The sequence below is a fragment of the Salipiger pallidus genome, assembly GCF_014643635.1.
Taxonomy (GTDB): Bacteria; Pseudomonadota; Alphaproteobacteria; order Rhodobacterales; family Rhodobacteraceae; genus Salipiger; species Salipiger pallidus.
The window spans coordinates 809,702-833,084 of record NZ_BMJV01000001.1 but is presented as its reverse complement, the minus strand read 5'-3'; the positions used below and the strand labels follow the sequence as shown (position 1 = coordinate 833,084).

General features: G+C 65.9%; 24 protein-coding genes and 1 other RNA gene. 16 read left to right on the top strand and 9 right to left on the bottom strand.

Going from position 1 to position 23,383, the window contains the following annotated elements:
• The first annotated feature begins 207 nt into the window (after positions 1–207).
• From IEX41_RS04085 to IEX41_RS04070, 4 genes are all read left to right on the top strand, one after another.
• Positions 208–1,986 (top strand): SLC13 family permease, encoded by a 1,779-nt coding sequence (locus IEX41_RS04085; protein WP_188788921.1) that lies wholly within the window; start codon positions 208–210, stop codon positions 1,984–1,986.
• A gap of 135 nt (positions 1,987–2,121) precedes the next feature.
• The gene (locus IEX41_RS04080) at positions 2,122–3,354 is read left to right on the top strand and encodes a putative DNA modification/repair radical SAM protein (protein WP_188788920.1); all 1,233 of its coding nucleotides are present in this window, start codon (positions 2,122–2,124) and stop codon (positions 3,352–3,354) included.
• Positions 3,354–4,835 (top strand): UdgX family uracil-DNA binding protein, encoded by a 1,482-nt coding sequence (locus tag IEX41_RS04075; RefSeq protein ID WP_188788919.1) that lies wholly within the window; start codon positions 3,354–3,356, stop codon positions 4,833–4,835. The genes IEX41_RS04080 and IEX41_RS04075 overlap by 1 nt, the downstream gene beginning before the upstream one ends.
• A 179-nt stretch (positions 4,836–5,014) precedes the next feature.
• Positions 5,015–5,755: a YebC/PmpR family DNA-binding transcriptional regulator gene (locus tag IEX41_RS04070; protein ID WP_188788918.1), complete on the top strand. Its 741-nt coding sequence runs from the start codon at positions 5,015–5,017 to the stop codon at positions 5,753–5,755.
• A 74-nt stretch (positions 5,756–5,829) separates the two neighbouring features.
• On the opposite strand, the gene IEX41_RS04065 is transcribed toward IEX41_RS04070, so the two are convergent.
• Positions 5,830–6,177, bottom strand: coding sequence for a hypothetical protein (locus IEX41_RS04065; RefSeq protein WP_188788917.1), 348 nt, complete (start codon positions 6,175–6,177; stop codon positions 5,830–5,832).
• A 266-nt stretch (positions 6,178–6,443) separates the two neighbouring features.
• Here IEX41_RS04065 and IEX41_RS04060 point away from each other — a divergent pair, with 266 nt between their 5' ends.
• The 8 genes from IEX41_RS04060 (at position 6,444) to IEX41_RS04025 (ending at position 12,463) form a co-directional block, all read left to right on the top strand.
• Entirely contained in the window at positions 6,444–7,184 is a 741-nt protein-coding gene (locus IEX41_RS04060; RefSeq protein ID WP_188788916.1) for an alpha/beta hydrolase, read from the top strand.
• Positions 7,184–7,612: a VOC family protein gene (locus IEX41_RS04055; RefSeq protein WP_188788915.1), complete on the top strand. Its 429-nt coding sequence runs from the start codon at positions 7,184–7,186 to the stop codon at positions 7,610–7,612. Before IEX41_RS04060 ends, IEX41_RS04055 begins: the two co-directional genes overlap by 1 nt.
• An 82-nt stretch (positions 7,613–7,694) precedes the next feature.
• Complete coding sequence (locus IEX41_RS04050) at positions 7,695–8,729, top strand: nuclear transport factor 2 family protein (protein WP_188788914.1); 1,035 nt, start codon at positions 7,695–7,697, stop codon at positions 8,727–8,729.
• 250 nt (positions 8,730–8,979) lie between these two features.
• A complete protein-coding gene (locus IEX41_RS04045) occupies positions 8,980–9,690 on the top strand; it encodes an alpha/beta fold hydrolase (RefSeq protein WP_188788913.1) in 711 nt (236 codons plus the stop codon).
• Between the two features lie 122 nt (positions 9,691–9,812).
• Positions 9,813–10,233, top strand: an RNA gene (gene rnpB, locus IEX41_RS04040) — RNase P RNA component class A.
• Between the two features lie 112 nt (positions 10,234–10,345).
• Positions 10,346–10,513, top strand: a complete 168-nt coding sequence (gene rpmG, locus IEX41_RS04035) for a 50S ribosomal protein L33 (RefSeq protein WP_008885060.1) — start codon at positions 10,346–10,348, stop codon at positions 10,511–10,513.
• 145 nt (positions 10,514–10,658) lie between these two features.
• Positions 10,659–11,864, top strand: a complete 1,206-nt coding sequence (locus IEX41_RS04030) for an aminodeoxychorismate synthase component I (protein WP_188788912.1) — start codon at positions 10,659–10,661, stop codon at positions 11,862–11,864.
• A complete protein-coding gene (locus IEX41_RS04025) occupies positions 11,819–12,463 on the top strand; it encodes an aminotransferase class IV family protein (RefSeq protein WP_229672914.1) in 645 nt (214 codons plus the stop codon). The genes IEX41_RS04030 and IEX41_RS04025 overlap by 46 nt, the downstream gene beginning before the upstream one ends.
• Positions 12,464–12,564: 101 nt before the next feature.
• On the opposite strand, the gene IEX41_RS04020 is transcribed toward IEX41_RS04025, so the two are convergent.
• Positions 12,565–13,305, bottom strand: a complete 741-nt coding sequence (locus tag IEX41_RS04020; RefSeq protein WP_188788911.1) for a Bax inhibitor-1/YccA family protein — start codon at positions 13,303–13,305, stop codon at positions 12,565–12,567.
• 177 nt (positions 13,306–13,482) lie between these two features.
• Positions 13,483–13,713: a YjiS-like domain-containing protein gene (locus IEX41_RS04015; protein WP_188788910.1), complete on the bottom strand. Its 231-nt coding sequence runs from the start codon at positions 13,711–13,713 to the stop codon at positions 13,483–13,485.
• Between the two features lie 125 nt (positions 13,714–13,838).
• Between IEX41_RS04015 and IEX41_RS04010 the strand changes: the two genes are divergently transcribed.
• Positions 13,839–14,711 (top strand): LysR family transcriptional regulator, encoded by an 873-nt coding sequence (locus IEX41_RS04010; protein WP_188788909.1) that lies wholly within the window; start codon positions 13,839–13,841, stop codon positions 14,709–14,711.
• A 43-nt stretch (positions 14,712–14,754) separates the two neighbouring features.
• Here the strand turns inward: IEX41_RS04010 and IEX41_RS04005 are convergent, their stop codons facing one another.
• Positions 14,755–15,708, bottom strand: coding sequence for a lytic transglycosylase domain-containing protein (locus IEX41_RS04005; RefSeq protein ID WP_229672913.1), 954 nt, complete (start codon positions 15,706–15,708; stop codon positions 14,755–14,757).
• Between the two features lie 78 nt (positions 15,709–15,786).
• Here IEX41_RS04005 and ftsY point away from each other — a divergent pair, with 78 nt between their 5' ends.
• The gene (ftsY, locus tag IEX41_RS04000) at positions 15,787–17,286 is read left to right on the top strand and encodes a signal recognition particle-docking protein FtsY (protein WP_188788908.1); all 1,500 of its coding nucleotides are present in this window, start codon (positions 15,787–15,789) and stop codon (positions 17,284–17,286) included.
• A gap of 60 nt (positions 17,287–17,346) precedes the next feature.
• Here ftsY and IEX41_RS03995 read toward each other — a convergent pair whose 3' ends face one another.
• Positions 17,347–17,841: an MgtC/SapB family protein gene (locus IEX41_RS03995; protein WP_188788907.1), complete on the bottom strand. Its 495-nt coding sequence runs from the start codon at positions 17,839–17,841 to the stop codon at positions 17,347–17,349.
• Positions 17,842–17,971: 130 nt separating this feature from the next.
• On the opposite strand from IEX41_RS03995, the gene IEX41_RS03990 reads away from it, so the two are divergent.
• On the top strand, positions 17,972–18,577 hold the full coding sequence (locus tag IEX41_RS03990) for an inner membrane-spanning protein YciB (RefSeq protein WP_188788906.1): 606 nt from the start codon (positions 17,972–17,974) through the stop codon (positions 18,575–18,577).
• Between the two features lie 78 nt (positions 18,578–18,655).
• Here the strand turns inward: IEX41_RS03990 and IEX41_RS03985 are convergent, their stop codons facing one another.
• The 3 genes from IEX41_RS03985 to IEX41_RS03975 form a co-directional block, all read right to left on the bottom strand.
• Positions 18,656–19,960, bottom strand: a complete 1,305-nt coding sequence (locus IEX41_RS03985; protein WP_188788905.1) for an MFS transporter — start codon at positions 19,958–19,960, stop codon at positions 18,656–18,658.
• A 368-nt stretch (positions 19,961–20,328) separates the two neighbouring features.
• A complete protein-coding gene (locus tag IEX41_RS03980; RefSeq protein ID WP_188788904.1) occupies positions 20,329–20,559 on the bottom strand; it encodes a DUF2842 domain-containing protein in 231 nt (76 codons plus the stop codon).
• Positions 20,560–20,569: 10 nt separating this feature from the next.
• Positions 20,570–21,865, bottom strand: coding sequence for an adenylosuccinate synthase (locus IEX41_RS03975; protein ID WP_188788903.1), 1,296 nt, complete (start codon positions 21,863–21,865; stop codon positions 20,570–20,572).
• A gap of 160 nt (positions 21,866–22,025) precedes the next feature.
• On the opposite strand from IEX41_RS03975, the gene IEX41_RS03970 reads away from it, so the two are divergent.
• Positions 22,026–22,421, top strand: a complete 396-nt coding sequence (locus tag IEX41_RS03970) for a DUF6524 family protein (RefSeq protein WP_188788902.1) — start codon at positions 22,026–22,028, stop codon at positions 22,419–22,421.
• 6 nt (positions 22,422–22,427) lie between these two features.
• Here IEX41_RS03970 and IEX41_RS03965 read toward each other — a convergent pair whose 3' ends face one another.
• On the bottom strand, positions 22,428–23,357 hold the full coding sequence (locus IEX41_RS03965; RefSeq protein WP_188788901.1) for an AEC family transporter: 930 nt from the start codon (positions 23,355–23,357) through the stop codon (positions 22,428–22,430).
• Between the last annotated feature and the right edge of the window lie 26 nt (positions 23,358–23,383).

Sequence of the window (23,383 nt, the reverse complement as noted above, 5' to 3'; positions counted from 1 at the left end):
GCAAAGGCTGCGTCCGTGAATTCCGGCGACGCCGGTCAGCCTGTTCTTCGCGCCCGATGACGCGGCCGCGATCACGATGGATGCTTGCATGCGCAAAGTGTCGCCGCCAGAATGCGCCGGAACGTGTGACGACATGCGCCCGGGCGCGTGTGAGACGGCACCAATGGGACGGCGTGGGGACGCGCGGGCAGGACGGGCAGGACGCAGATGCAATTTATCGAGCTGAGCCAGGTGGCGCAGGCTTACGTGACCATGGCCACTGTTGTGGCCATGTTTGTTCTGTTCCTGCAGGAGCGATACCCCACCGAGGTGGTCGCCATAGGGGGCGTGGCCTTCCTGCTTGTCATGGGGGTGCTTCCCTATGACGCGGCGCTCGGGGTGCTGTCGAACCCGGCGCCATGGACCATCGCGGCGATGTTCATCGTCATGGGCGCGATGGTGCGCACCGGCGCGCTTGACGCCTTCGCCCATTTCGCGCAACGGCAGGTGAGGCTCAGGCCCCGCAGCGCCATCGCGCTCATCATGGTCGTGGTGATCATCGCGTCGGCCTTCATGAACAACACCCCGGTGGTGGTGATGATGTTGCCGATCTTCGTGCAGATTTCTCAGACGCTCGGGGTGCAGCCCTCCAAGTTGTTGATTCCGCTGAGCTATGCCGCGATCCTCGGGGGGACGACCACGCTGATTGGCACCTCGACGAACCTGCTTGTGGATGGCGTGTCGCGCAGCAGCGGGCTCGAGCCGTTCTCGATCTTCGAGGTGACGCCGCTGGCAGTCATCCTGGTGGCCTGGGGGATGCTTTACCTGATCGTGGCCGGGCGGTTCCTGTTGCCCGAACGGCATTCCATGGCCGGCATGCTTACCGACCGCTCGCGCATGAAGTTCTTTACCGAAGCTGTGGTCCCGCCGGAAAGCAACCTCGTGGGGCGGGAAGTGCTGGGGGTGCAGTTGTTCAAGCGCGAGGGCGTGCGGCTCATCGACGTGGTGCGGGGGGACGAATCGTTGCGCCGGAACCTGACGGGCGTGGTGCTCGAGGTCGGGGACCGGGTGGTGTTGCGCACCCAGATGACCGAGCTTCTGGGCTTGCAGCGCAACAAGTCCCTCAAGCGGGTTGACCAGATCTCGGCGCGCGAAACCACGACCGTGGAAGTGCTGATCACCCCCGGGTGCAAGATGGTGGGCCGCTCGCTGGGCGCGTTGCGGCTGCGGCGGCGCTACGGCGTCTACCAGCTTGCGGTGCACCGGCGGAACCAGAACATCGGGCGCAAACTTGATGACCTGGTGGTGCGCGTGGGCGACACGCTGCTGCTGGAAGGCGCCCCCGAGGATATCAAGCGCCTGTCGGACGACATGGATATGGTCGACGTGTCCCACCCTTCGGCCCGGGCCTTCCGGCGCGGCCATGCGCCGGTGGCCATCGGGGCCATGGCGGGAATCGTGGCGCTGTCGGCGCTGGGGGTGGCCCCCATCCTCGCGCTGGCGGTGGTGGCCGTGGCGGTGGTGCTGCTGGCCCGCTGCATCGACGCGGACGAGGCGTTCTCCTTCGTGGAAGGCCAGCTTCTGGCACTGATCTTCGCCATGCTCGCCATCGGCGCGGCGCTCGAAAGCTCGGGAGCTGTCGAGATGATCGTGGGCGTCATCGCGCCGCTGCTTGAAAATCTGCCGGGGCCGTTGCTGGTCTGGGCGGTGTTCCTGCTGACCTCGGTGCTGACCGAAACGGTAAGCAACAATGCCGTGGCGGTGGTGGTGACCCCCATCGCCATCAGCCTCGGGGACGCCATCGGGGTGGATCCGCGCCCGCTGGTGGTGGCGGTCATGGTGGCCGCCTCATGCAGTTTTGCGACGCCCATCGGCTACCAGACCAACACGCTGGTCTACGGGCCGGGGGGCTACCGGTTCTCGGACTTCCTCAAGGTGGGCGTTCCGCTGAACATCACCACCGGCATCCTCGCGGCGCTGCTGATCCCGCTGATCTGGCCGCTCTGAAGCCGCTCCGCCGGGGCGGCGGTAAATTCCTTGGCAAGGAATTTGCCGCTCATGTCCGAGCCGCGCGCGAAGACGTGAGTGCCGTGCGCTGCGTCACCTCTTGCGGGCATGGGGTTTGGAACGTACCATGAACACATGGCACGTCACACCCTTGAGCAGAAGCTCGCGATCCTCTCCGATGCGGCAAAATACGACGCCTCCTGCGCTTCCAGCGGAGGGCAGAAGCGGGATTCCCGCGATGGAGTCGGCCTCGGGTCCAACACCGGCTCGGGGATCTGCCACGCCTACACGCCCGATGGGCGCTGCATCAGCCTGCTCAAGATCCTGATGACCAATTTCTGCATCTACGATTGCGCCTATTGCGTGAACCGGGTGAGCTCGAACACCACGCGCGCCCGGTTCTCGCCCGAAGAGGTCGTGAGCCTCACGCTCGAGTTCTACCGGCGTAACTACATCGAGGGGCTGTTCCTGTCCTCGGGCATCATTCGGTCGCCCGACGACACCATGGCCGACATGGTGCGCATCGCAAAATCCCTGCGAGAGGAGCATCACTTCAGGGGGTATATCCACCTCAAGACCATCCCCGACGCCGATCCCGCGCTGATCGAGCAGGCGGGGCTTTACGCCGACCGGCTTTCGATCAACATCGAACTGCCCACCGACGCCGCCGTGGGGCAATACGCGCCGGAAAAGTCCCCCGACCAGATCCGCCGCGCCATGGCCGACGTGCGCCTCAAGCGAGAAGAGCGCAAGGAGCGTTCGCACACCGGGAAGCGCCCGCCGCGCTTTGCCCCTGCGGGCCAGTCGACGCAGATGATCGTGGGCGCTGACGGCGCGGACGACACCACGATCCTCGGCACCTCGACCCGGCTCTATTCCAGCTATGGGCTGCGGCGGGTGTATTATTCGGCGTTCTCGCCCATCCCCGACGCCTCTTCTACGCTGCCGCTAATCCGCCCTCCCTTGATGCGCGAACACCGCCTCTACCAGGCGGACTGGCTTTTGCGCTTCTATGGTTTCGAGTTGCCCGAGATCGCTTCGGCCACCAAGGGCGGGCATCTCGATCTCGACATCGACCCCAAGCTCGCCTGGGCGCTGGCCAATCGCCACCGCTTCCCGGTGGACGTGAACCGCGCGGACCGCGAGTTGCTGTTGCGCATCCCCGGGGTCGGCACCAAGAGCGTCGGCCGGATCCTGAGCGCCCGGCGGAACCGCGCCCTGCGTTACGAGGATCTGCGGCGCATGGGCGTGAACCTCAAGCAGGGCAAGGACTTCCTCACCTGCCTTGACTGGCGACCCCGGCATCTCGAGGTGCAGGACCTGCGTGCCCGTTTCGCGCCGCCCCCCGAGCAGCTTCAGCTGATTTGATGCGCAGCGTGGTCCTGCCGAAGATCGGCACGTGGGAGGCGTTTCGCGATGCGGCCCGGGGTTTGCTGGCCGCGGGCCTCCCACCCGAGGAGGTGCTGTGGCATCACGGCGAGGTGGGTGCGGATCTTTTTGCCGAGGGCGCTCCGCCCCCGACTGCCGCGCCGGTCACCGTGCCGCGCACCTATGTGGATCTGGTACGCAAGGTGATTTGGCACCGCGATCCCGAACGCTTCGCCCGCGCCTATGGCCTGCTCTGGGCCTTGCAGGGCAACAGGACGTTGCTGCGCGACCGGGGGGATGCGCGGGTGGACCGGCTCGAGCGCATGGCCAAAGAGGTCAGCCGCGACCGCCACAAGATGACGGCCTTCCTGCGCTTCCGCGAGATCGGCGCGAAGGACGCGCCGCGCCGCAGCTTTGCCGCTTGGTTCGAGCCGTCGCATTTCATCCTCGAGCCGGTATCCCCCTTCTTCACGAACCGCTTCGGGGACATGGACTGGGCGATCTTCACCCCCGACCTGTCGGCTCGCTTTGAGGGCGGTACGCTGAGCCTGCATCCCCCCGAACCGCGCCCCGACCTGCCGCAGGACGGGGCCGAGGACCTCTGGCGCACCTATTTCCGCAACATCTTTAATCCGGCGCGCCTGAAGCCGCAGGCCATGCAGTCCGAGATGCCCCGCAAATACTGGAAGAACCTGCCCGAAGCCTCCCTCATCCCGGGCCTCATCGCCGGGGCACAGGCCCACGCGCAGGCAATGGCCGAGGCCGCCCCCACGCTGCCGCCCCGCCGCGCCGCGCCGATCACGACACGACTGCAGAAGGCGCGGGCGGATGTGCCCCTGCCGGAGGCCGACAGCCCCGAGGCCCTCGCAGCGGAGCTTGCCGCCTGCCGCCGATGCCCGCTGTGGTGCAATGCCACGCAGGCGGTGGCGGGCGAGGGCCCGCGCGAGGCGCGCCTGATGATCGTCGGCGAACAGCCGGGGGACCAGGAGGATCTTGCGGGCCGCCCCTTCGTCGGGCCCGCGGGGCAGCTCTTTGACAAGGTTTCCGCCCGTGCAGGACTTGGTCGGGAACAGGCCTGGGTGACGAATGCGGTAAAGCACTTCAAGTTCACTCCCCGCGGCAAACGCCGCCTGCACCAGAGGCCGAACGGTGGCGAGATCTCTCACTGCCGCTGGTGGCTCGAGCGCGAGATCGATCTCGTGAAGCCGGACCTCATCGTCGCGATGGGGGCCACCGCGCTGGAAAGTCTCACCGGTGACGGCCGCGCCGTTGCTTCCCGCCGTGGCAGGGTCGAACAGACGTATAGTGGTATCCTTGTGGTTGTCACGACCCATCCATCCTACCTGCTGCGATTGCCGCAGGAGGCGCGTCCTGATGCGGAACAGTTGTTTGAAAGCGACCTCGCCACCGCAGCGGCGCTGCTGCGTGGTGAGGGGGCGCTGCCCCCGCCCGCCGTCGGCGGACTCCCCCGGGATATTTGAAGGTCAAAGGAAGCGAGGAGCGCCATGTTTCCTTTGACCCTAAATATCCCCGCCGGAGGCATCCTGTGGTCGGGCCGGGCACCAGGGCCGGGAAAGGGGCGGGGCTTGCGGCGGGGGGCGTGGCTGAGGTATAGCGCGTCTCGAGTTTCCAATCAGACGTGACAGGGGCAAGAGGCACCATGGCCGGCCATTCCAAATGGGCAAACATCCAGCACCGCAAGGGCCGTCAGGACGCGGTGCGCGCAAAGCTGTTCTCGAAATTCTCCAAGGAGATCACCATCGCTGCCAAGATGGGCGATCCTGATCCCGAGAAGAACCCGCGCCTGCGCCTTGCGGTGAAGGAAGCGAAAAGCCAGTCCATGCCCAAGGACAATATCGAGCGCGCCATCAAGAAGGCCATCGGTGGCGACGGCGAGGATTACGAGGAAATCCGCTACGAGGGCTATGGCCCCAACGGCGTGGCGATCATCGTCGAGGCGATGACCGACAACCGCAACCGCACCGCTTCGAACGTGCGGTCGACCTTCACCAAGAACGGCGGCAACCTTGGCGAGACCGGCTCGGTCGGCTTCATGTTCGATCGCAAGGGCGAGGTCGTCTACAAGGCCGAGGTCGGTGATGCGGACACGGTCATGATGGCCGCCATCGAGGCCGGTGCCGAGGACGTGGAGAGCGACGAGGAAAACCACGTCATCTACTGCGCCGATACCGATCTCAACGAGGTGTCCACCGCGCTCGAGGCAGAGCTGGGCGAGTCCGAGAGCACCAAGCTTATCTGGAAGCCGCAGACCACCACCGAGCTGGACCTCGAGTCCATGCAGACCCTGATGAAGCTGGTCGATGCGCTCGAGGACGACGACGACGTGCAACGCGTCACCACCAACTTCGAAGCCTCCGACGAGGTGATGGCGCAGCTCTGAGCGAGTGCTTTGCAAAATGAAAGGCCCGGAGACCTGCGCTGGTTTCCGGGCCTTCTTGCGTTTTCAGGGCGCGATCAGTTCATCGCCAACTGGCTTTTCAGCGGAGCGGCTGTGACGGTGACGGCACCGCTCTTGCGGGCGAAATTCCGGCTGTCGCCAGTGTGGCCGGGCAGGCCGAAGACCACGCTGTCGCCATCCTCGAGGCGCATGCGCATCACCTGCGGTTCGGCCGGGTTGCCGGCGGCCACGTAGGTCGCCACAACCTCGGACGCGCTATCCCCCGCGGCGGTCCAGTAGACCGACATGTCCACGGTGTCGGTGTGAACGGTGCCACCCGCGAGGGGAGCGGCAAGGGTCAGGGTCTCGGCGGAGGCGGCGAAAGGGGCTGCGAGCAGCAGGGCGGCGAGTGTGAGGGCTTTCATGGTATGTCCTTGTGCGGATGCGGCCTTCTGGCCGACGGCTTTGTTTCTGCGGTGCAGCATCACACGATTACTCGCGGTGGAAAACGGCCCTAGCGGCATGGCCGATATGCGTGTGAAACAAGGGCTTGCGCAGCCCTTCGTGTGCCATGGTTTGCCGTTCTAGCAAGTCTTTTCGGTGACACGGGAAATGCGATGCGCCGGCCGATCCTCTTGCATCGAAGTCGACGGCGCGGCACGGTCCCGGCACCACACCTAAGGAGATGACCTTGGCTGAAATCGCCTATCTCGAGGGCCCGAGCGCCCGCCTCGCCTATGCGTTCACGCCGGGAATCACCCCGACAATCGTGTTCCTGTCGGGCTACAAGTCGGACATGGAGGGCACCAAGGCCGTGCATCTCGAGGCATGGGCCGAGGCTGAGGGGCGGGCGTTCCTGCGGCTTGACTACTCGGGGCATGGCCAGTCCGGCGGCGTCTTCGAGGGCGGCTGCATCGGCGACTGGGCTGCGGATGCCCAAGCGGTGATCGAGGCGGTGACCGAGGGGCCCTTGCTGCTCGTCGGCTCGTCCATGGGCGGCTGGATCGCGTCGATCCTTGCCAAACGGCTGAGCGCGCGGATGGCGGGCTTCGTGGGCATCGCCGCAGCGCCGGATTTCACCGAAGACGGCTTCTGGGCCTCCTTCTCCGACGACGAGAAGCGAAAGGTGATGGAGGAGGGCGTGACCTACATGCCCTCGGCCTACGGTGATCCCTATGCCATCACCAAGCGGCTTATCGAGGACGGCCGGGACCAGCTTGTCCTGCGCGCGCCGCTGCCCATGCCCTACCCGGTGCGGCTGCTGCAGGGGACCGAGGACGCGGCGGTGAGCCGTGAGACGGCGCTGGCGTTGTTCGATCACATTGAAGGGAAAGACGTGCGGCTGACCTTCCTCAAGGGAGCCGACCATCGCTTGTCCGAGCCTGCCGACCTCGCCGCCGTTGAGGCGGCCATTCTCGAGGTTCTGGGCTAATGGAACAGCGGATCAGCCTCATCACGCTCGGGGTGCGCGACATGACCCGGGCGACGGCCTTCTACGAGGCGCTGGGGTGGACCCGCGCTCCGGGCCACGAGGGCGTGGTGGCATTCGATCTGCTGGGACAGACGCTGGGTCTCTTCGGGCTGGAGGAGTTGGCCGAGGACATTGGTGTGCCGGTGGAGAGCCTCGGGCATGGGGGACTGACGCTCGCCCATAACCTTGGCAGCCGCGCGGAGGTCGATGGACTTCTGTCGAGGGCCGAGGCGGCAGGTGCAACGATGCTCAAGCCCGCGCAGGAGGTGTTCTGGGATGGCTACCACGGCTATTTCGCCGACCCTGAGGGGCATATCTGGGAAATCGCCCACAACCCATTCTCGCCCTTGCGAGAAGGTGACCATGCCTTCCGGTGGGAGGGCTACTGACGCGACGGGCGGAAACCATTTGCTAACTAAGCTTTGCGAGAGTGCCCCGGTGATCTGACATGTGATCTGACAGGAGGCGGCGATGCGCGGGCTGGACAGCCGGACGAGACACGGACGCGAGGCAAGCTCGGGCGGCGATCCGGGGGCGTTCCCTGCCTTCCTGCGTGAAACCGCCGAGACGATGTGGAACCGGCGCAGCCTTGATGCCGGTCTGCGCAGGGCCTGTCATCCACAGCTGATCCACCGGCAGGCGCTGGCCATGGGATATGGCCCGGAAGCGCTTCGAGGCGAGGCGCTCGAGCTGATGGCGGCGCTGCCGGACCTTGCCGCCCGGACCGAGGACGTGATCTGGGCCGGGGCCGAGAGGGTGGGGATGCTGGGCTCGCAGCGGCTCTTGCTGCAGGGGCAGCACGAGGGCATCGGGCTGTTCGGGACGCCCGGGGGCACGCCGCTGCGGTTCCGGATGCTGTCGGACATCTATGCCAAGGACACCCGCATCTGTGAAATATGGTCGGTGCGCGACACCGGGGCGATCCTGTCGCAGCTGGGCATTCGGGTGTCCGATTGGGCGCGGGCGCAACTGGGCACACGAGCGCCGGATGGCGGGCCGTTCCACCCGGGGCTAGACCAGCCGGGCCCATACACGGGTCAGGGCAATGGCAACCAGTGGGGCATGGCCTTTGCCGGGCTGCTGGAACGGATCATGTCGGCGGGGTTCTCGGAAATCGCAGCGCAATACGATCCGGCGGCGCGCATGGCCTATCCGGGGGGCCGCATCGCCGAAGGGCCGGACGGTGCCGAGCGGTTCTGGTTCGGCTTGCGCGCGGCCTTTCCGGACGCGGTATTCACCATCCACCACCAGGTCGGCCTGGAGGAGCAGCTGATGCCACCGCGTGCGGCGCTGCGCTGGTCTCTGAGCGGACGGCACAGCGGCTGGGGTGCCTTTGGCCGGCCCAGCGGGGCGGAGGTGCACGTGATGGGCATCAGCCACGCGGAGTTCGGTCCGGAAGGGGTGCGGCGGGAATGGACGCTTTATGACGAGGCAGCGATCTGGGTGCAGATCCTGTCGGAGGCGGGACGGGCGACGCCGGGAAGGCGGGCCGTCGCCGCGGAATAGGCCCGCCCGCGAAAGCGTGATGGCGGGCATGTGCCGCCCGGCCATTTCCGGCTTTCTCTCGGCCGTGCCTCTGGTACGCTTCCACGCAGGCAATAGGCGTCACAGGGAGCAGGGCAGGGTATGTCGGTCTTCGGACTGGGAGTGTGGGTGTGCGGGGCACGGGCGCCCCTCGGGATCGGGGCCGCCGCGTCATCGCTGACGCATGGTCCGGGGCCATGCAGCGCGGTTCCAGTAAGCGGCGCGGGGCGGCATGGCTGACCCGCTGGTCCTTCTGCCGGAACTCATGTGCGATGCGCGGCTTTTCGGGCCGCAGATCGCCGACCTGTCGCGGGACATGGCGGTGATGGTCGCGCCGGTCACCGGTGGCGAGCGGGTCGAGGAAATCGCGTCGTCGCTTCTTGATGTGCTGCCGCGGCGCTTTGCGCTGGCGGGGCTGGGCCTTGGCGGGATCGTCGCCATGGAGCTGCAGCGCCGGGCGCCGGACCGGGTGGCGCGGCTCATGCTCATGGGGACCACGCCACTGGCCGAGACGCCGCAACAGGCGGCCGAGCTTGACCCGATCATCATCAAGGCACGCTCCGGGCAGCTTTCGGTGGCCATCGGGCGGCTGCTGCCGCTCGAGGCGCTGGCGCCGGGCCCGTACCGGGCCGAGATCCAGGGAATGGTCGAGGACATGGCCGACGGCCTCGGACCCGATATGCTGGTACGCCAGGTGCGCGTGCTACAGCGCCGCCGCGACCAGCAGGGCGCTCTGCGCAAGATCCGGGTGCCGGTGACTGTCCTCTGCGGCGCCCATGACACGCTGTACCCGGTGAAACGCCAGAGCTTCCTTGCCGAGCTCATACCCGGAGCGAGGCTTGAGGTCATCGAGGAGGCCGGCCACCTGCCGACGCTCGAGACCCCCGACCGCGTCAGCGACATCCTGCGAGGCTGGCTGAACGAGCCGATGCTGCTGCGCTGAGCCCTGATCCAGCGGTGCGGGCCTCCGCCCGCGCAGGTTCGTGGAATGCGTGGGAGCGCGAGCCCGCAGGCCCGACGATGCGCCGTTGACGCGCCCTGCGCCCCCGCCTAAGAGAGCCGGGCGTGGAGGACCGGGCGGCCGCCGCCATCTTCGGATGGGGGAGGAAAGTCCGGACTCACCAAAGCATCGGTGCCGGGTAACGCCCGGGCAGGGCAACCTGACGGATAGCGCCACAGAAAACAGACCGCCCGCCGTCCCCATCGGTTCGCCACGGGGATCAGCGGCGGGTCAGGGTGAAACGGTGGGGTAAGAGCCCACCGCGCCCCCGGCAACGGGGGCGGCATGGCAAGCCCCACCGGGAGCAATGCCAAATAGGGACCTCGCGCGGGCATGATCCTTACGGGGATATCGCCGCAGGGCGGCTTTGGCCCGAGAGGTCCGGGTTGGCAGCTTGAGCCGGCGGGCAACCGTCGGCCTAGAGGAATGGTCGCCGATCGGGGTTCGCCCCGTGAACAGAATCCGGCTTACAGGTCCTCCACGCATGAGATTCCGCTTCCTTCCCGGTTGACTTGGCACACGGGATGGGTAAAAGGCGGGCTTCAAGAGATTTCACGGGGCCCCTGCGCTGGCGCAGGACCGTCGCAGGAGAAGAACCATGGCGAAGCCGACCACCATCAAGATCCGCCTGAACTCGAGCGCAGGCACGGGCCACTTCTACGTGACCAAGAAAAACGCGCGTACCATGACCGAGAAGATGACCGTGCGTAAGTACGACCCGGTCGCGCGCAAGCACGTCGAGTACAAAGAAGGCAAGATCAAGTAAGCCTCGAGTCGACGGACCCGGCTTTACGGGACAGTGACGGGCCGCGCGGGGACATGACCTCGCGTGGCCTTTGTCGTTGAAGAGGCGAACCTGCGCGGTACCGCCTGAAAGAGACGGTCACGGGCGGCGGAGATCGGCGTCCCGGATGGACAAGCCGGTGGGCGCGAGCCTTAGGGCGGCGAACCCGGCAGACGGTGCGGAGGCAGCGGTGGAGCAGTCAGGCGGAAGCGTCCTCGTGGAGGCCGGGCCCGGTGGCCGGCCCGCACTGTTCGACGTGCCGCGCGCCGTCGTAACGGCCCATCGTGCCTCTGAGGTGCCCGGCGCCTTGGTACGGCTGGAAGAGGCCCGCGCAAGCGGCCTCTGGATCGCCGGTTTTGCTGCCTACGAGCTGGGCCTCGCACTCGAGCCGAAGTTGGCACCACTGCTCGGCGATGTGCCGGGCGAGGGGCCCTTGCTGGCCTTTGGGGTCTTTGACGCTCCCCGCGATGTGCCCGAGCCCACCCAAGAGCCTGCCGCCGTCCTGTCGGCCGAGCCGCTCTGGGATCGTACCGCCTACGGGGTAAGGTTCGACCAGATCAAGGCGATGATCGCGCGGGGCGATCTTTATCAGGTCAACCTCACCATGCCCATGGCGCTGCGCTTCGAGGGCAGCGGGGCCGCGCTGTGGCAGGCGCTGCGGCGCTTCCAGCCGGTGGGTCACGCGGCGCATCTGGCCATCGGCGGCACAGAGATCCTGTCCTGTTCGCCCGAACTGTTCTTCCGCATGGATGCAGCGGGCCGCATCGAGGTGGCGCCCATGAAGGGCACCGCCCCGCGTGGCTCCGAAACAGCAGAGGACGACGCCCTGCGTGATGCCTTGTCCAGAGACGAGAAGAATCGGGCAGAGAACATCATGATCGTCGATCTGATGCGTAATGATCTGTCGCGCCTCAGTCGGGTTGGGTCGGTGAGGGTTCCTGCGCTCTGCGAGGTCGAGCGCTACAACACCGTTCACCAGATGGTGTCGCGCATCGAGGCGCAGCTGGACGGCCATGTGCCGTTGCCGCAGTTGATGGAGGCGCTGTTCCCTTGCGGGTCGATCACCGGCGCGCCCAAGATCGCCGCGATGCAGGCGATCCATGATCTTGAACGCTGGCGGCGCGGAGCGTACTGCGGCGCCATTGGGTGGGCGGCACCGGACGGCAGCGCCGATTTCAGCGTCTCCATCCGCACCCTGACCGTCACCGCGCCGGGCGAGGCCCTTATGGGCGTGGGCGGCGGGATTGTGCATGACAGTGATTGCGATGCCGAATACGAGGAAGCACTTTGGAAATCCCGCTTCGTGACCGGACTGATCCCGCGCTCCGCGTGATTGAAACCATGCTCTGGCTGCCCGATTCCGGTCCCGTGCGCGGCGACCGGCACCTCGCGCGCGCGCAGCGGACATGCGAGGTGCTGGGCTTTGCCTATGATCCCGCCGAGGTTCACAAGCGGCTCTTCAGTATCAGCAGTGACACTCCCCAGCGCGTGCGCCTGACCTTCGACCTTGATGGAGAGGTGGGGATGACCCGCCAGCCGTTCACGCTTGGCTCGTCCCCCGAGAAGGCGATGGTGGGGATCTCTGGGGTGCGGCTTGACCCGGAGGAACCGTTCCTGCGGATCAAGACAACCCGCCGTACTCTCTATGACCGAACTCTCAAGCAGAAGGCGGCGGAGCTTTACGATGTGCTGTTCTTCAACACGCGGGGCGAGCTTTGCGAGGGTGCCTTCACCAATGTCTTCCTGCAACTGGACGGTCAGATGGTGACGCCGGCGCTGTCTTCGGGGCTGCTGCCGGGCATCCTTCGCGAACAGCTGCTGGTGACCGGCGAGTGCCGCGAGGCGGTGCTGGATTACCATGACCTGATGGCAGCCGAGGCGCTCTGGGTCGGCAATTCCCTTCGCGGGCTGATCCCGGCGGCAGTGGCCTGAGCCCCGCCAGTCCGCATAAGGGCTGAGCGGGACCCGGCCCGACCGGCACAATGAAAAAGGCCCCGCAAATGCGGGGCCTTTCATTTGTCTGGTGCTGTCGCTTACTCGCGGTTGCCGAAGAGCTGCAGCAGGAACATGAACATGTTGATGAAGTCCAGGTAGAGGCTCAGCGCACCCATGATGGCCGCCTTGCCCAGCCATTCGCTGTCACCATGCGCGGCATGCTGGAGGTAGGTGTTCTTGATGTTCTGGGTGTCGTAGGCGGTGAGGCCCGCGAAGATCAGCACACCAAGGATCGAGATCGCGAAGGCAATCGCCGGCGAGCCTAGGAAGATGTTCACGATCGATGCCACGAGGATGCCGATCACGCCCATGATGAGGAACGCACCCCAGCCGGAGATGTCCTTCTTGGTGGTGTAACCCCAGAGCGACAGGCCCGCGAAGGCGATTGCCGTGATAAGGAACACCTGCGCGATCGAGAAGCCGGTGAAGGCGACAAAGATCCACGAAAGGGACAGGCCCATCACCGCGGCAAAGACGTAGAAGAACAGCTGCGCCGCGGCCGCGGACAGACGGTTGATCGCCGCACTGAAGGCGAAGACCATGATCAGCGGCGCGAACATGACGATCCAGCCAAGGATGTTCGGCTGCAGCGTTGCCGGGTCGCGGAACACCGACAGCAGTTCAGGGGTTGTACCGACGGCCCATGCGACAGCGAAGGTCACGAGCATGCCCACGGACATGGTCCCGTAGACCTTGTTCATGTGCGAGCGCAGGCCCTCGTCAATCTGGGCCGACGACCTTCCACCGGCAGCGGTCCGGATTGTTCTGTATTCAGCCATCTATACCTCCAAGCTGTGCCCGCATTTCCGGGCATGATAAACCAGTCCTTACGGATATTGGCAGAGTGGGGGTGTATTTCAAGAACTCCCGAGGCGGAAACAGCGTGGAAACATATGGTTTCCGATTCTGATGCCGAAAATTGCGTAAATCACCGGGGATCAGTGGCTTGGCCTGGGTCAGCGGGACCAGTGGCGAGGCGCGTCCCACGGCTTGCGCGCGGCCTCTGCCTCGGCCTCGGCGCGCGTTATGCCCATGTCGCGCAGCAGGTGGTCATCAAGCTGGGGCAGGCGGCGGCGTTGCTGCCAGAGGGCGTGGGCCTCGATCAGCGCGGCAAGCAGGCCGCGACGGCGACGTTCGGCCGGGGGGGCAGAGGTAACGGGGCAGGAAAGTGATTGTTCACGGTGCATGATGACCTCGTTCAGGAACTGTGATGATTAAATTCGTTTTCATCGTGTGGTGTGATCGGTATGCTCAACGGCGACCCATCAGTAAAACGACTATTCCTGATCCCACCCATCACGAGATCCGATTCATGCGCAATCTGGACCTGACCTCCCTGAGATCCTTCGTGGCCGTCGCGGATGCGGGCGGCGTGACCCGCGCGGCGGGGTTCCTGAACCTCACGCAATCGGCAGTATCGATGCAGATCAAGCGGCTTGAAGAGACGCTGGGCTTGTCGCTGCTGGATCGGTCGGGGCGGGGAGTGGCGCTGACACAGGCGGGCGAACAGCTGCTGACCTACGCGCGGCAGATGGTCGAGCTGAACGATGACATCTACGCCCGGCTCACCATGCAGGACTGGGAAGGGGAGATCATCCTCGGGGTGCCCCATGACATCGTCTACCCGGTGATCCCGCGGGTTATGAGGCGAATGCAGCGGGATTTTCCGCGCGTGCGGCTACAGCTTGTGAGCTCGTACACCGCTGATCTGAAACAGCAGTTCTCGAAAGGGGCGGTGGACGTGATCCTGACCACCGAAGCAGAGACCGGCGATGGTGGCGAGGCGCTGCACGAGGTGCCCCTGCGGTGGTACGGCGCGCCGGGCGGCTCTGCGTGGAAGAGCCGGCCCCTGCGCATCGCCCTCTCGCGCCGCTGCGGCTTCCGCCCGGTGGCGGCGGCGATGATGCAAGAAAGCCGGACCGAGTGGGAGCTTGCGGTGGATTCGGAAAGCGACCGCACCATCGAGGTGACCGTGTCGGCGGACCTTGCCGTGACGCCGGTGTTGGAAGGCCATGCGCCCGCGCATCTGGAAATGGTGCCGCCCGGGGTGCTCCCGGATCTGGGGATGCAGAAGATCTGCCTTTACGCGACCACCGCTCGGCCACGCATCGTGACGCCGCTGATCGACATGCTGCGGGCCGAGTTCCGCGCCTTGGGCGGACGCACCGAGATCGCGGCGGAATGACCATGGGCCGGGCAGGACTGCCAGTAGCCTGTCCCTCGCGCCGCTAGTTCCGGTAGACCGCGCAGAGGCAGGAATTCTCCTTCAGTTTCGCGCAGTAGCGCCAGGCGCTGGCCTGGTCGGGCCGGCCCAGCCGGGCCATCCAGTAGCCGCCCGCCGGGCTTGCACGGCTGTCCTGCCACACGAGGTCCGGCTCTTCACCCTTTACCTGCGCTGCGCAGGACCGCGTGCGGCTGCGGTATTCGTCCATTGCACGCGACTTTGACGTGCCGAAGGCCAGCTGCACGCCCCAAGGTGAGACGCTGGGTTCCGGTTCGGGGAAGGCGGTGAGACGGCGGTTGCGGGCCAGCTGGTGACAGGCCTCCCTGAAGGGGACCCCGGGCTGAAGCGAGAAATCACGGGCCTCGGGCGGCTCATCGGCCCATGTGGTGGCTGGCAGGCCGGTGATGATCTGCACGTAGTTGACCGTCTCGGACGGCAGCCGGGCGGCGCTGTCGGCGCGGATCTCGTCCGCGCGCCTCTCACCGCCATTATAGGCCACGGCGGCAAGGCCGGGATTGCCATAGCGTCGGCTGAGCTCGCCGAGATACTCGGCAGAGTATTCGAGCGCTTCCGCGGGATTGTAGGGATCTGTGAGGCCGCGCATCGCGGCGGTCGACGGGATGAACTGCGCGATGCCCTGCGCGTTGGCATGGCTGAGCGCGTTGGGATCAAAGCGGCTTTCCTGCCAGATCAGCCGCGCGAAGAACCCCGGGTCCAGCCCGTTGGTTTTGGCGAATTGGTCAATGGCATGGCAGGTGTCATGGACGAACTTGCTGGGGCGGATGCACTGCACCGGACCGAAGGCACCGGCGGAGCACAGGGTCCCCGGCTCGGACAGGTCCGGTTCCGCCGCGCCCGGTACCGGGACGCAGAGAGCCGTCATCCACATCAGGAAAAGCGCGCGCCACATGGGGCACAGTTGGACCACGTGGCCATGAAAGGTCAACTCATCCGTCACGGCGCATGGCCCTATGGGCTTTTCACCGGGGCGGGGGCGTATTAGGTGAAGGGAACGCAAGCGCTGGGGTCCCCTTACATGTCCTTTTTCGGCAAGCTCAAGAACAAGCTGCTCAAATCCTCCTCGAAGCTCGAGCAGGGGCTCGATGACATCGTGAAGGACGGGGGTGAGGAAGACAGCCCCGAAGAGCCGAAGCCGGCCGCTTCGCCGGCGACGCCCGCACCTGCGGCAGACCCGACGCCGCAACCGAAGCCCACTCCGACTCCCGAGCCTTCGCCAGCACCGCGCACCCAGCCGCCGGCTGCGGACCCTGTTCCCGAAGCCGAGCCGCGCCCGACGCCAGATCCTACGCCAGCCCCGACCCCTGCACCGGCGGATGTGCCGCCGCCGCCTTCCGGGATCCCCGGGCCCGCACCGCAAGAGGTGCCGCAGCCCCCCGCCACCGCACCGGCCCCGAGCCCGACCGAGGTGCCTGCGCCGTCCGATCCCGCGCCGACGCCGCTGCCTCAAGGTGCGCCGGAGCAGGACCCAGGGCCGCGCATCGAGCCGCCCGCCGATCCCAAACCGTCCACGCCTTCCGGTCTGCCGCCTCAGGCTCCCTCCGAGGCGCCTATGCCGCGCGATCCGCAACCGACGGCCCCACCCGCCGAGACCCCGACCAAGACACCTGAGAAGGGCTTTTTCGGACGGCTCTTTGGCCGTGACGCCCCGGCGGCGCCCTCGGCCCCCGCTGCGCCGGTCGTGCGCCGGGTGCTCGACGATGACATGCTGGAAAGCCTCGAAGAGCTGCTCATCGCGTCGGACATGGGCGTCGATACCGCGCTGCGGGTAACCTCGAACCTTGCCGAGGGGCGCTATGGCCGGCGTGTGTCCACGCAGGAGATCAAGCAGGCCCTCGCCACGGAGGTGGCCCGCATCATGGAGCCGGTGGCGCGTCCGCTACCGCTTTACGCCAAGACGCCGCAGGTGGTGCTTGTGGTGGGGGTGAATGGGTCGGGCAAGACCACGACCATCGGCAAGCTCGCCTCGCAGTTCCGCGCCGCCGGAAAATCGGTGGTGATCGCCGCCGGGGATACCTTCCGTGCCGCTGCGGTCGAGCAGCTTCAGGTCTGGGGCGACCGTGCCGGGGTGCCGGTGCTGACCGCGCCCGAAGGGTCGGACCCCGCGAGCCTTGCCTTCGAGGCGATGACCAAGGCACAGGCCGACGGTGCTGACCTGCTGATGATCGACACTGCCGGTCGCCTGCAGAACCGGCAGGACCTCATGGAGGAACTGGCCAAGATCGTCCGGGTGATCCGCAAGAAGGACCCCGATGCGCCGCACAACACGCTGCTGGTGCTGGATGCCACCACCGGGCAGAACGCGGTCACGCAGGTTGAGATCTTCCGCCAGGTGGCGGATGTGTCGGGCCTCGTGATGACCAAGCTCGACGGCACCGCGAAGGGTGGCGTGCTGGTGGCGCTGGCGGATAAGTTCGGCCTGCCGATCCATGCCATCGGGGTGGGCGAGCAGATCGACGATCTTGCGCCCTTCGATCCCGAGGAATTCGCCGCCGCGCTCACCGGCCTCGGGGACTGACCTTCGGGCGGGGCGACAAATTCCTTGGCAAGGAATTTGGCCCTAGCCCAGCTGGCGTTCTCAGTCGTCGATCTTCTTGTCGGGCCAGAGCCGATGCTCCAGCCACCGCAGCAAGGTCAGCACGACGACCACGACCAGCGTTGCCATGGCCGCAAGCGGCATCTGTCCGGCACCGCAGCCAAGCCCGATGGCGCCCGCCAGCCACAGCGATGCTCCGGTGGTGGTGTTCCGCACCTCTCCGCCGCTGGTAAAGATGATCCCTGCCGCCAGGAAGGCGACCCCGGCGGTCACCGCTTCGATCATGCGCAGCGGGTCGTTGCGCTGCTCTCCGCTGCCGAAATCCATCGCTGCCAGCTCGCGCCCGAGGATCACGAAGAGACAGGCGGCCACGGACACCAGCACATGGGTCCGCAGGCCCGCCGGCTTGCCGCGCCGCTCGCGTTCGAAGCCGACGCAGGCGGCCAGCAGGATTGCCGCCACGAGCCGGGCCGCCGCCACCGGCGCGGGCACCGTCGAAAAGGTGCCGGTGAATTCCGCAACGAATTGGTCTGTCATCTGATTCTCCCCTTGTTAGCGAAGAAAACCATCCACGATGGCGCATGGTTCCGGGCGCAGTGCAACGATGGACGTTGAGAACCTTCGTCCCGGTGGCTATCTGTTGGCGGGAACCAGCAGGAGGCGCCGCATGGCCGCGAAACAGATCAACCCCCTCACCAAGACGGCGCTCGAGATCGGACCGATCATCGTCTTCTTCGCCGCCTACCTGCTGCTCAAGGATCGGGTCTTCACCATCGCCGGCACCGAGTACGAGGGCTTCATCCTCGTCACCGCCGGGTTCATCCCGCTCATGCTGGCCTGCACAGGTATCCTTTGGAAACTGACCGGTCATCTGTCGCCCATGCAGATCGTCACGGCGGTGCTGATCGTGGTCTTCGGCGGCCTGTCGGTCTGGCTCAACGACGAGCGGTTCTTCAAGATGAAGCCGACGCTGATCTACCTGCTCTTTGGCTGTGCCCTCGGGATCGGCCTTCTGCGGGGGGAAAGCTGGCTGCGCAAGGTGATGGAGGGGCTGATGCCGCTTCAGGACGAAGGTTGGATGATCCTCACCCGCCGGGTCTGCGCGCTGTTCTTTGCTCTCGCGGTCCTCAACGAAATCATCTGGCGCACCATGAGCACGGAAACCTGGGTCTATTTCAAGACCTTCGGCCTGACGGCTGCGATCTTTGCCTTCTTCATGACGCAGAACGGGCTCTTCAAGGAATACGCGCTGGAAAAGGATGACGCGGCCTGACGCTGCCGCCCATCTGAGGGAATGCAAACGGCGCGCCCCTCGGGACGCGCCGTTTCTCGTTTCAGGCGGGGTGGTGGCTCAGACCTTGCCCTTGCCGCTTGCGAAGATGCACAGCAGGGTGATCAGCGCGGCGAGGCACATGTAGTAACCCACGTAAGCGATGCCGTAGGTCGACTGCAGGTAGGTCGCGATGTAGGGCGCCAGAGACGCGCCAACGATGCCCGCGAAGTTGAACGTAAGCGACGAGCCGGTATAGCGCACCCGGGTCGGGAAGGGCGCGGCAAGGGCCGTGCCGATGAGGCCGTATGTCATCCCCATGAGCGCCATGCCCAGCGTGACGAATGCCATGATGCGCAGCTCGTTCTCGACCATCAGCACTGGCACGAGGAACGAGAAGGCCGCGATGCCGATGGTGGTCGCGGTCAGCACCTGGCGACGGCCAAAACGCTCGGCGGTCTTGCCAGCGACGGGGATGAACAGGCCGAAGACGACCGCGCCCCAGATCTGGATCGCCAGCGCATCGGTGAACGGGATCTGCACGACCTTGACGTTGTAGCTCAGCAGGTAGGCAGTGCTGATGTAGAACAGCACGAAAGTCGCGAGCGCCACGAAGGTGCCCAGCAGCAGCGAGACCTTGTGGTTCGAGAAGATCTCGACGACGGGCACCGCGACGCGCTCTTCGTTGTCGATGGCCTTCTGGAAGTCCGGGGTCTCGGTGATCGACAGGCGTACCCAGAGGCCGACGACGATGAGGACGGTCGAGGCCAGGAACGGGATCCGCCAAGCCCAGCTCAGCAACGCTTCCTCGGGAAGGAACTGCAGCAGCAGCCAGAACATGCCGGACGACAAGAATAGGCCGGCGGGCGCGCCCAGCTGCGGGAACATCCCGTACCAGTTCTTCTTGCCCTCTGGGGCGTTCTCGGTCGCCATGAGGACTGCACCGCCCCATTCACCCCCAAGGCCAAAGCCCTGGCCGAAGCGGCACAGCGCCAGCAGCAGCGGCGCAAAGAGGCCGATTGTCTCGTAGGTGGGCAGCAGGCCGATGACAACGGTCGAGATGCCCATGGTCAGAAGCGCGGCCACCAGCGTCGCCTTGCGGCCGATGCGGTCGCCGAAGTGGCCGAAGACCACGGCGCCCAGCGGGCGGGCGAAGAAAGCGATCGAGAAGGTCGCGAAAGAGGCCAGCAGGGCTGTCATGGCGTCCTGCCCGGGGAAGAACAGCGCCGGGAACACCAGTACGGCCGCCGTGGCATAGACGTAGAAATCGAAGAATTCGATGGTGGTGCCGACAAGGCTCGCGGTGAGAACCTTTGCGGGAGAGTTGAGAGCCGGCTGGCCGGTCGAGGCCGCCGCCGTTTCAACATCGGCGGTGCTATCCGTCATTTTATTTCGTATCCGTTCGCATTTGAGACATTTTTTCTTCAGGAGGTTCCGTTAACGCGAACAGGGATCAGAGTCAGGGGGGACTTGTCTGCTGTTTTGTAAACTCTGCCATGCATCATTTGCATGCCAACAATGCTGCGCGCATGCTCTTAACGCCGGCACAGGTGCCAAGTCGTTCGGATCATTCGTTTTGTGAAGGTGCCGAGGGGGCTCTGCCCCCGCCGTGTGCCGCGGCCGCCGGCGTATTTTTCAAGAGAAGAAGGGCCGGGTGTCGCGCTGGCCGGTGTTTCTTCTCTTTAAAACTACGCCCGCCGGAGGCGTCCGGATCGGGCCGCCAGCAGGACGGCCCGGTCAGTTTCGTGGTGGCGTCAGCCCTCGTCGCGGGGCGCGTCCGGGTCGGGTTGGCCGACCCCCTTGAAGATAAACTTGAAGGGGATCGCCCAGAGGAAGCCAAGGCCCACGTAGACCAGAAGTTCCAGCCAGATGGGCGGGCGGCCAAGCCAGTTCACGAGGCTCACCGCCGCCACGATATAAAGCGGCAGCCACACCAAAAGGAGCAGCAGAGACAGGCGTTTGCGGGTCTTGTGCTTCAAGGGCATGGCTTTGCGCTCAGTCTTCGAACGGGTCGGTGACGAGGATGGTGTCGTCACGCTCGGGCGAGGTCGAGAGAAGCGCGACCGGGCAGCCGATCAGCTCTTCAATGCGGCGCACGTATTTCACCGCAGCGCCGGGCAGGTCGTTCCACGAGCGGGCGCCTTCGGTCGATTCCGACCAGCCTTCCATCTCCTCATAGATCGGCTTGCAGCGGATCTGCTGTTCCGTCGCGATGGGCAGGTGGTCGAGGACCTCTCCGTCCAGCTCGTAGCCGGTGCAGATCTTGATGGTCTCGAACCCGTCGAGCACGTCCAGCTTGGTCAGCGAGATGCCGTTGACGCCCGAGGTCGCGCAGGTCTGGCGCACCAGAACTGCGTCAAACCAGCCGCAGCGGCGCTTGCGGCCCGTCACGGTGCCGAATTCGCGGCCACGGGTGCCGAGGCGGTTGCCGTCCTCGTCATCGAGCTCGGTCGGGAAGGGGCCTTCGCCGACGCGGGTGGTGTATGCCTTGACGATGCCCAGAACGAAATCGATGGCGCCCGGGCCGATGCCGGTGCCGGTGGCGGCCTGGCCCGCGATCACGTTGGAAGACGTGACAAAGGGATAGGTGCCGAAGTCGATGTCGAGCAGCGCACCTTGTGCCCCTTCGAAGAGGATGCGTTTGCCGGCACGGCGCTTTTCATTGAGCACCTTCCACACGGGGCCGGCATATTGCAGCACTTCGGGGGCGATCTCGAGCAGCTGCTCGATCAGGGCCTCGCGGTCCACGGGTGGCATCCCGAGGCCCTTGCGCAGGGCGTCGTGGTGGGTGAGCGCACGGTCGACGCGGGATTCCAGCGTCGCGCGGTCCGACAGATCCGCCACGCGCACCGAGCGACGGCCGACCTTGTCCTCGTAGGCCGGGCCGATGCCGCGGCCGGTGGTGCCGATCTTCGAGCCCTGGCTCGCCGCTTCTTCGCGGGCACGGTCAAGTTCGCCGTGAATGGGCAGGATGAGAGGAGTGTTCTCGGCGACCATCAGCGTTTCGGGGCTGATCTCGACGCCCTGTTCGCGGATCGTGGCGATCTCCTTCACGAGGTGCCACGGGTCGAGCACCACGCCATTGCCGATCACCGACATCTTGCCGCCGCGCACAACGCCCGAGGGCAGCGCGTTCAGCTTGAACACCTTGCCGTCGATGACGAGCGTATGGCCCGCGTTGTGGCCGCCTTGGAAGCGCGCGATCACGTCGGCGCGGCTCGACAGCCAGTCCACGATCTTGCCCTTGCCTTCGTCACCCCATTGGGCGCCCACGACAACCACGTTGGCCATATTTCCACCTGTCCTTCAGGAAATCCAAACGCGCTTCGTATAGCGAACCGCTGGGCGGTATGAAACCGCCAAATTGCGCGGATGTGACGGGCCCTTGTGTGGACGCGGGCGAAAATCCGGTGCATCCCCGTGCGCAACATCGTTTTGGTCGGAGAGTGACATGGGATTTTTCCTGCGCTGGATCTTTGCCTTCGTGCTTCTTGCGCTCACCTGGAACCCGAGCTTTCCCAGCTATGTCCGCTGGGCGCTGGCGCCGGGGGATCAGCCGCTGTCGCTGGTGGTGCTTCTGGGGCTGCTGCTGGTGATCGCCTACGTCGTATACCTGCGGGCGACGATCCGCTCGATCGGGGGACTCGGCATGGTGCTGGTGGTCGCCGTGGTGGCGGCGCTGGTCTGGGTGCTGCGCGATTTCGGCATCATCGACATGGCCAACCCCGCGCTGTCCGCGTGGCTGGGCATTTTCGCGCTGTCGCTTGTGCTGGGCGTGGGGCTCAGCTGGTCGTTGGTGCGCCGCCGCCTGTCGGGACAGGCAGACGTCGACGACGTCGAGGAATAGCGCCGCTCAGGGCAGGATCTGCAGCCAGACCCAGCTGCTGAGCAGGCACAGCCCCGTGGCCAGCAGCACCGAGGTCGCCGCCACCCGCTTGGCCCGCCCGTAGAGGTTGGCGAAGACGTAGGCGTTGACCCCCGGCGCCATCGCCGCGGTGATGGTGCCCGATCGCAGCGCATCGGTGCCAAGGCCAAAGCCCTGGCCCATGAGGTACATCACCCCCGGGTGCACCCCCAGCGACATGGCACAGACGAAGAGCACGGTCAGCATGTCGCCCTCGGGGCGGTAGCGCCACAGAACCCCGCCAAGCGCGAAAAGCGCTGCGGGAATCGCCGTGCGCGTCACCATGTCGAGCGCTTGCAGCGCCGGGTCGGGCAGGGTCACGCCCGCGAGGTTGAACACGAGCCCGATGCTGATGCCGATCACCAGCGCGTTGCGCGCCATGGCCTTCACAATCGTCAGGGGGACCTTGCGCAGATCGTTGCCATGGGCGCGGGCGATTTCCATCGAGGTGATGCCCACCGCGTAAAGGAAGGGCGAGTGCATGGCGATGATGGCATAGTTGCCCGCCAGCGCATCCTCGCCATAGGCGCGTTCGGTGATCGGCAGGCCCAGCAGCAGCGAGTTCGAGAACAGGCAGGCGAAGGCGATGACGACCGAATCCTCCCAATCACGGCGGAACAGCACCCGTGCGCCGATCATCCCCGCGGCAAAGCTCAGCAGCGCGCCGGTGTAGAACGAAATGAGCAGCGCCGGTTCGAAATGCTGCCCGAGGTCCAGCTGCCAAATGCCCCTGAACAGCAGGCAGGGGATGGCGATGGTCTGGGTGAAGCCCATGAGCCCGTCCACCGCGTTGTCCTTGAGAAGTCCGCGCCAACTGGCGAGGTAGCCGGCTCCGATCACAAGGAAGACGGGGAGGATGATGTCGATAAGGGCCTGCATGTCGGGCTTTCGGATGGTGGTCTGCG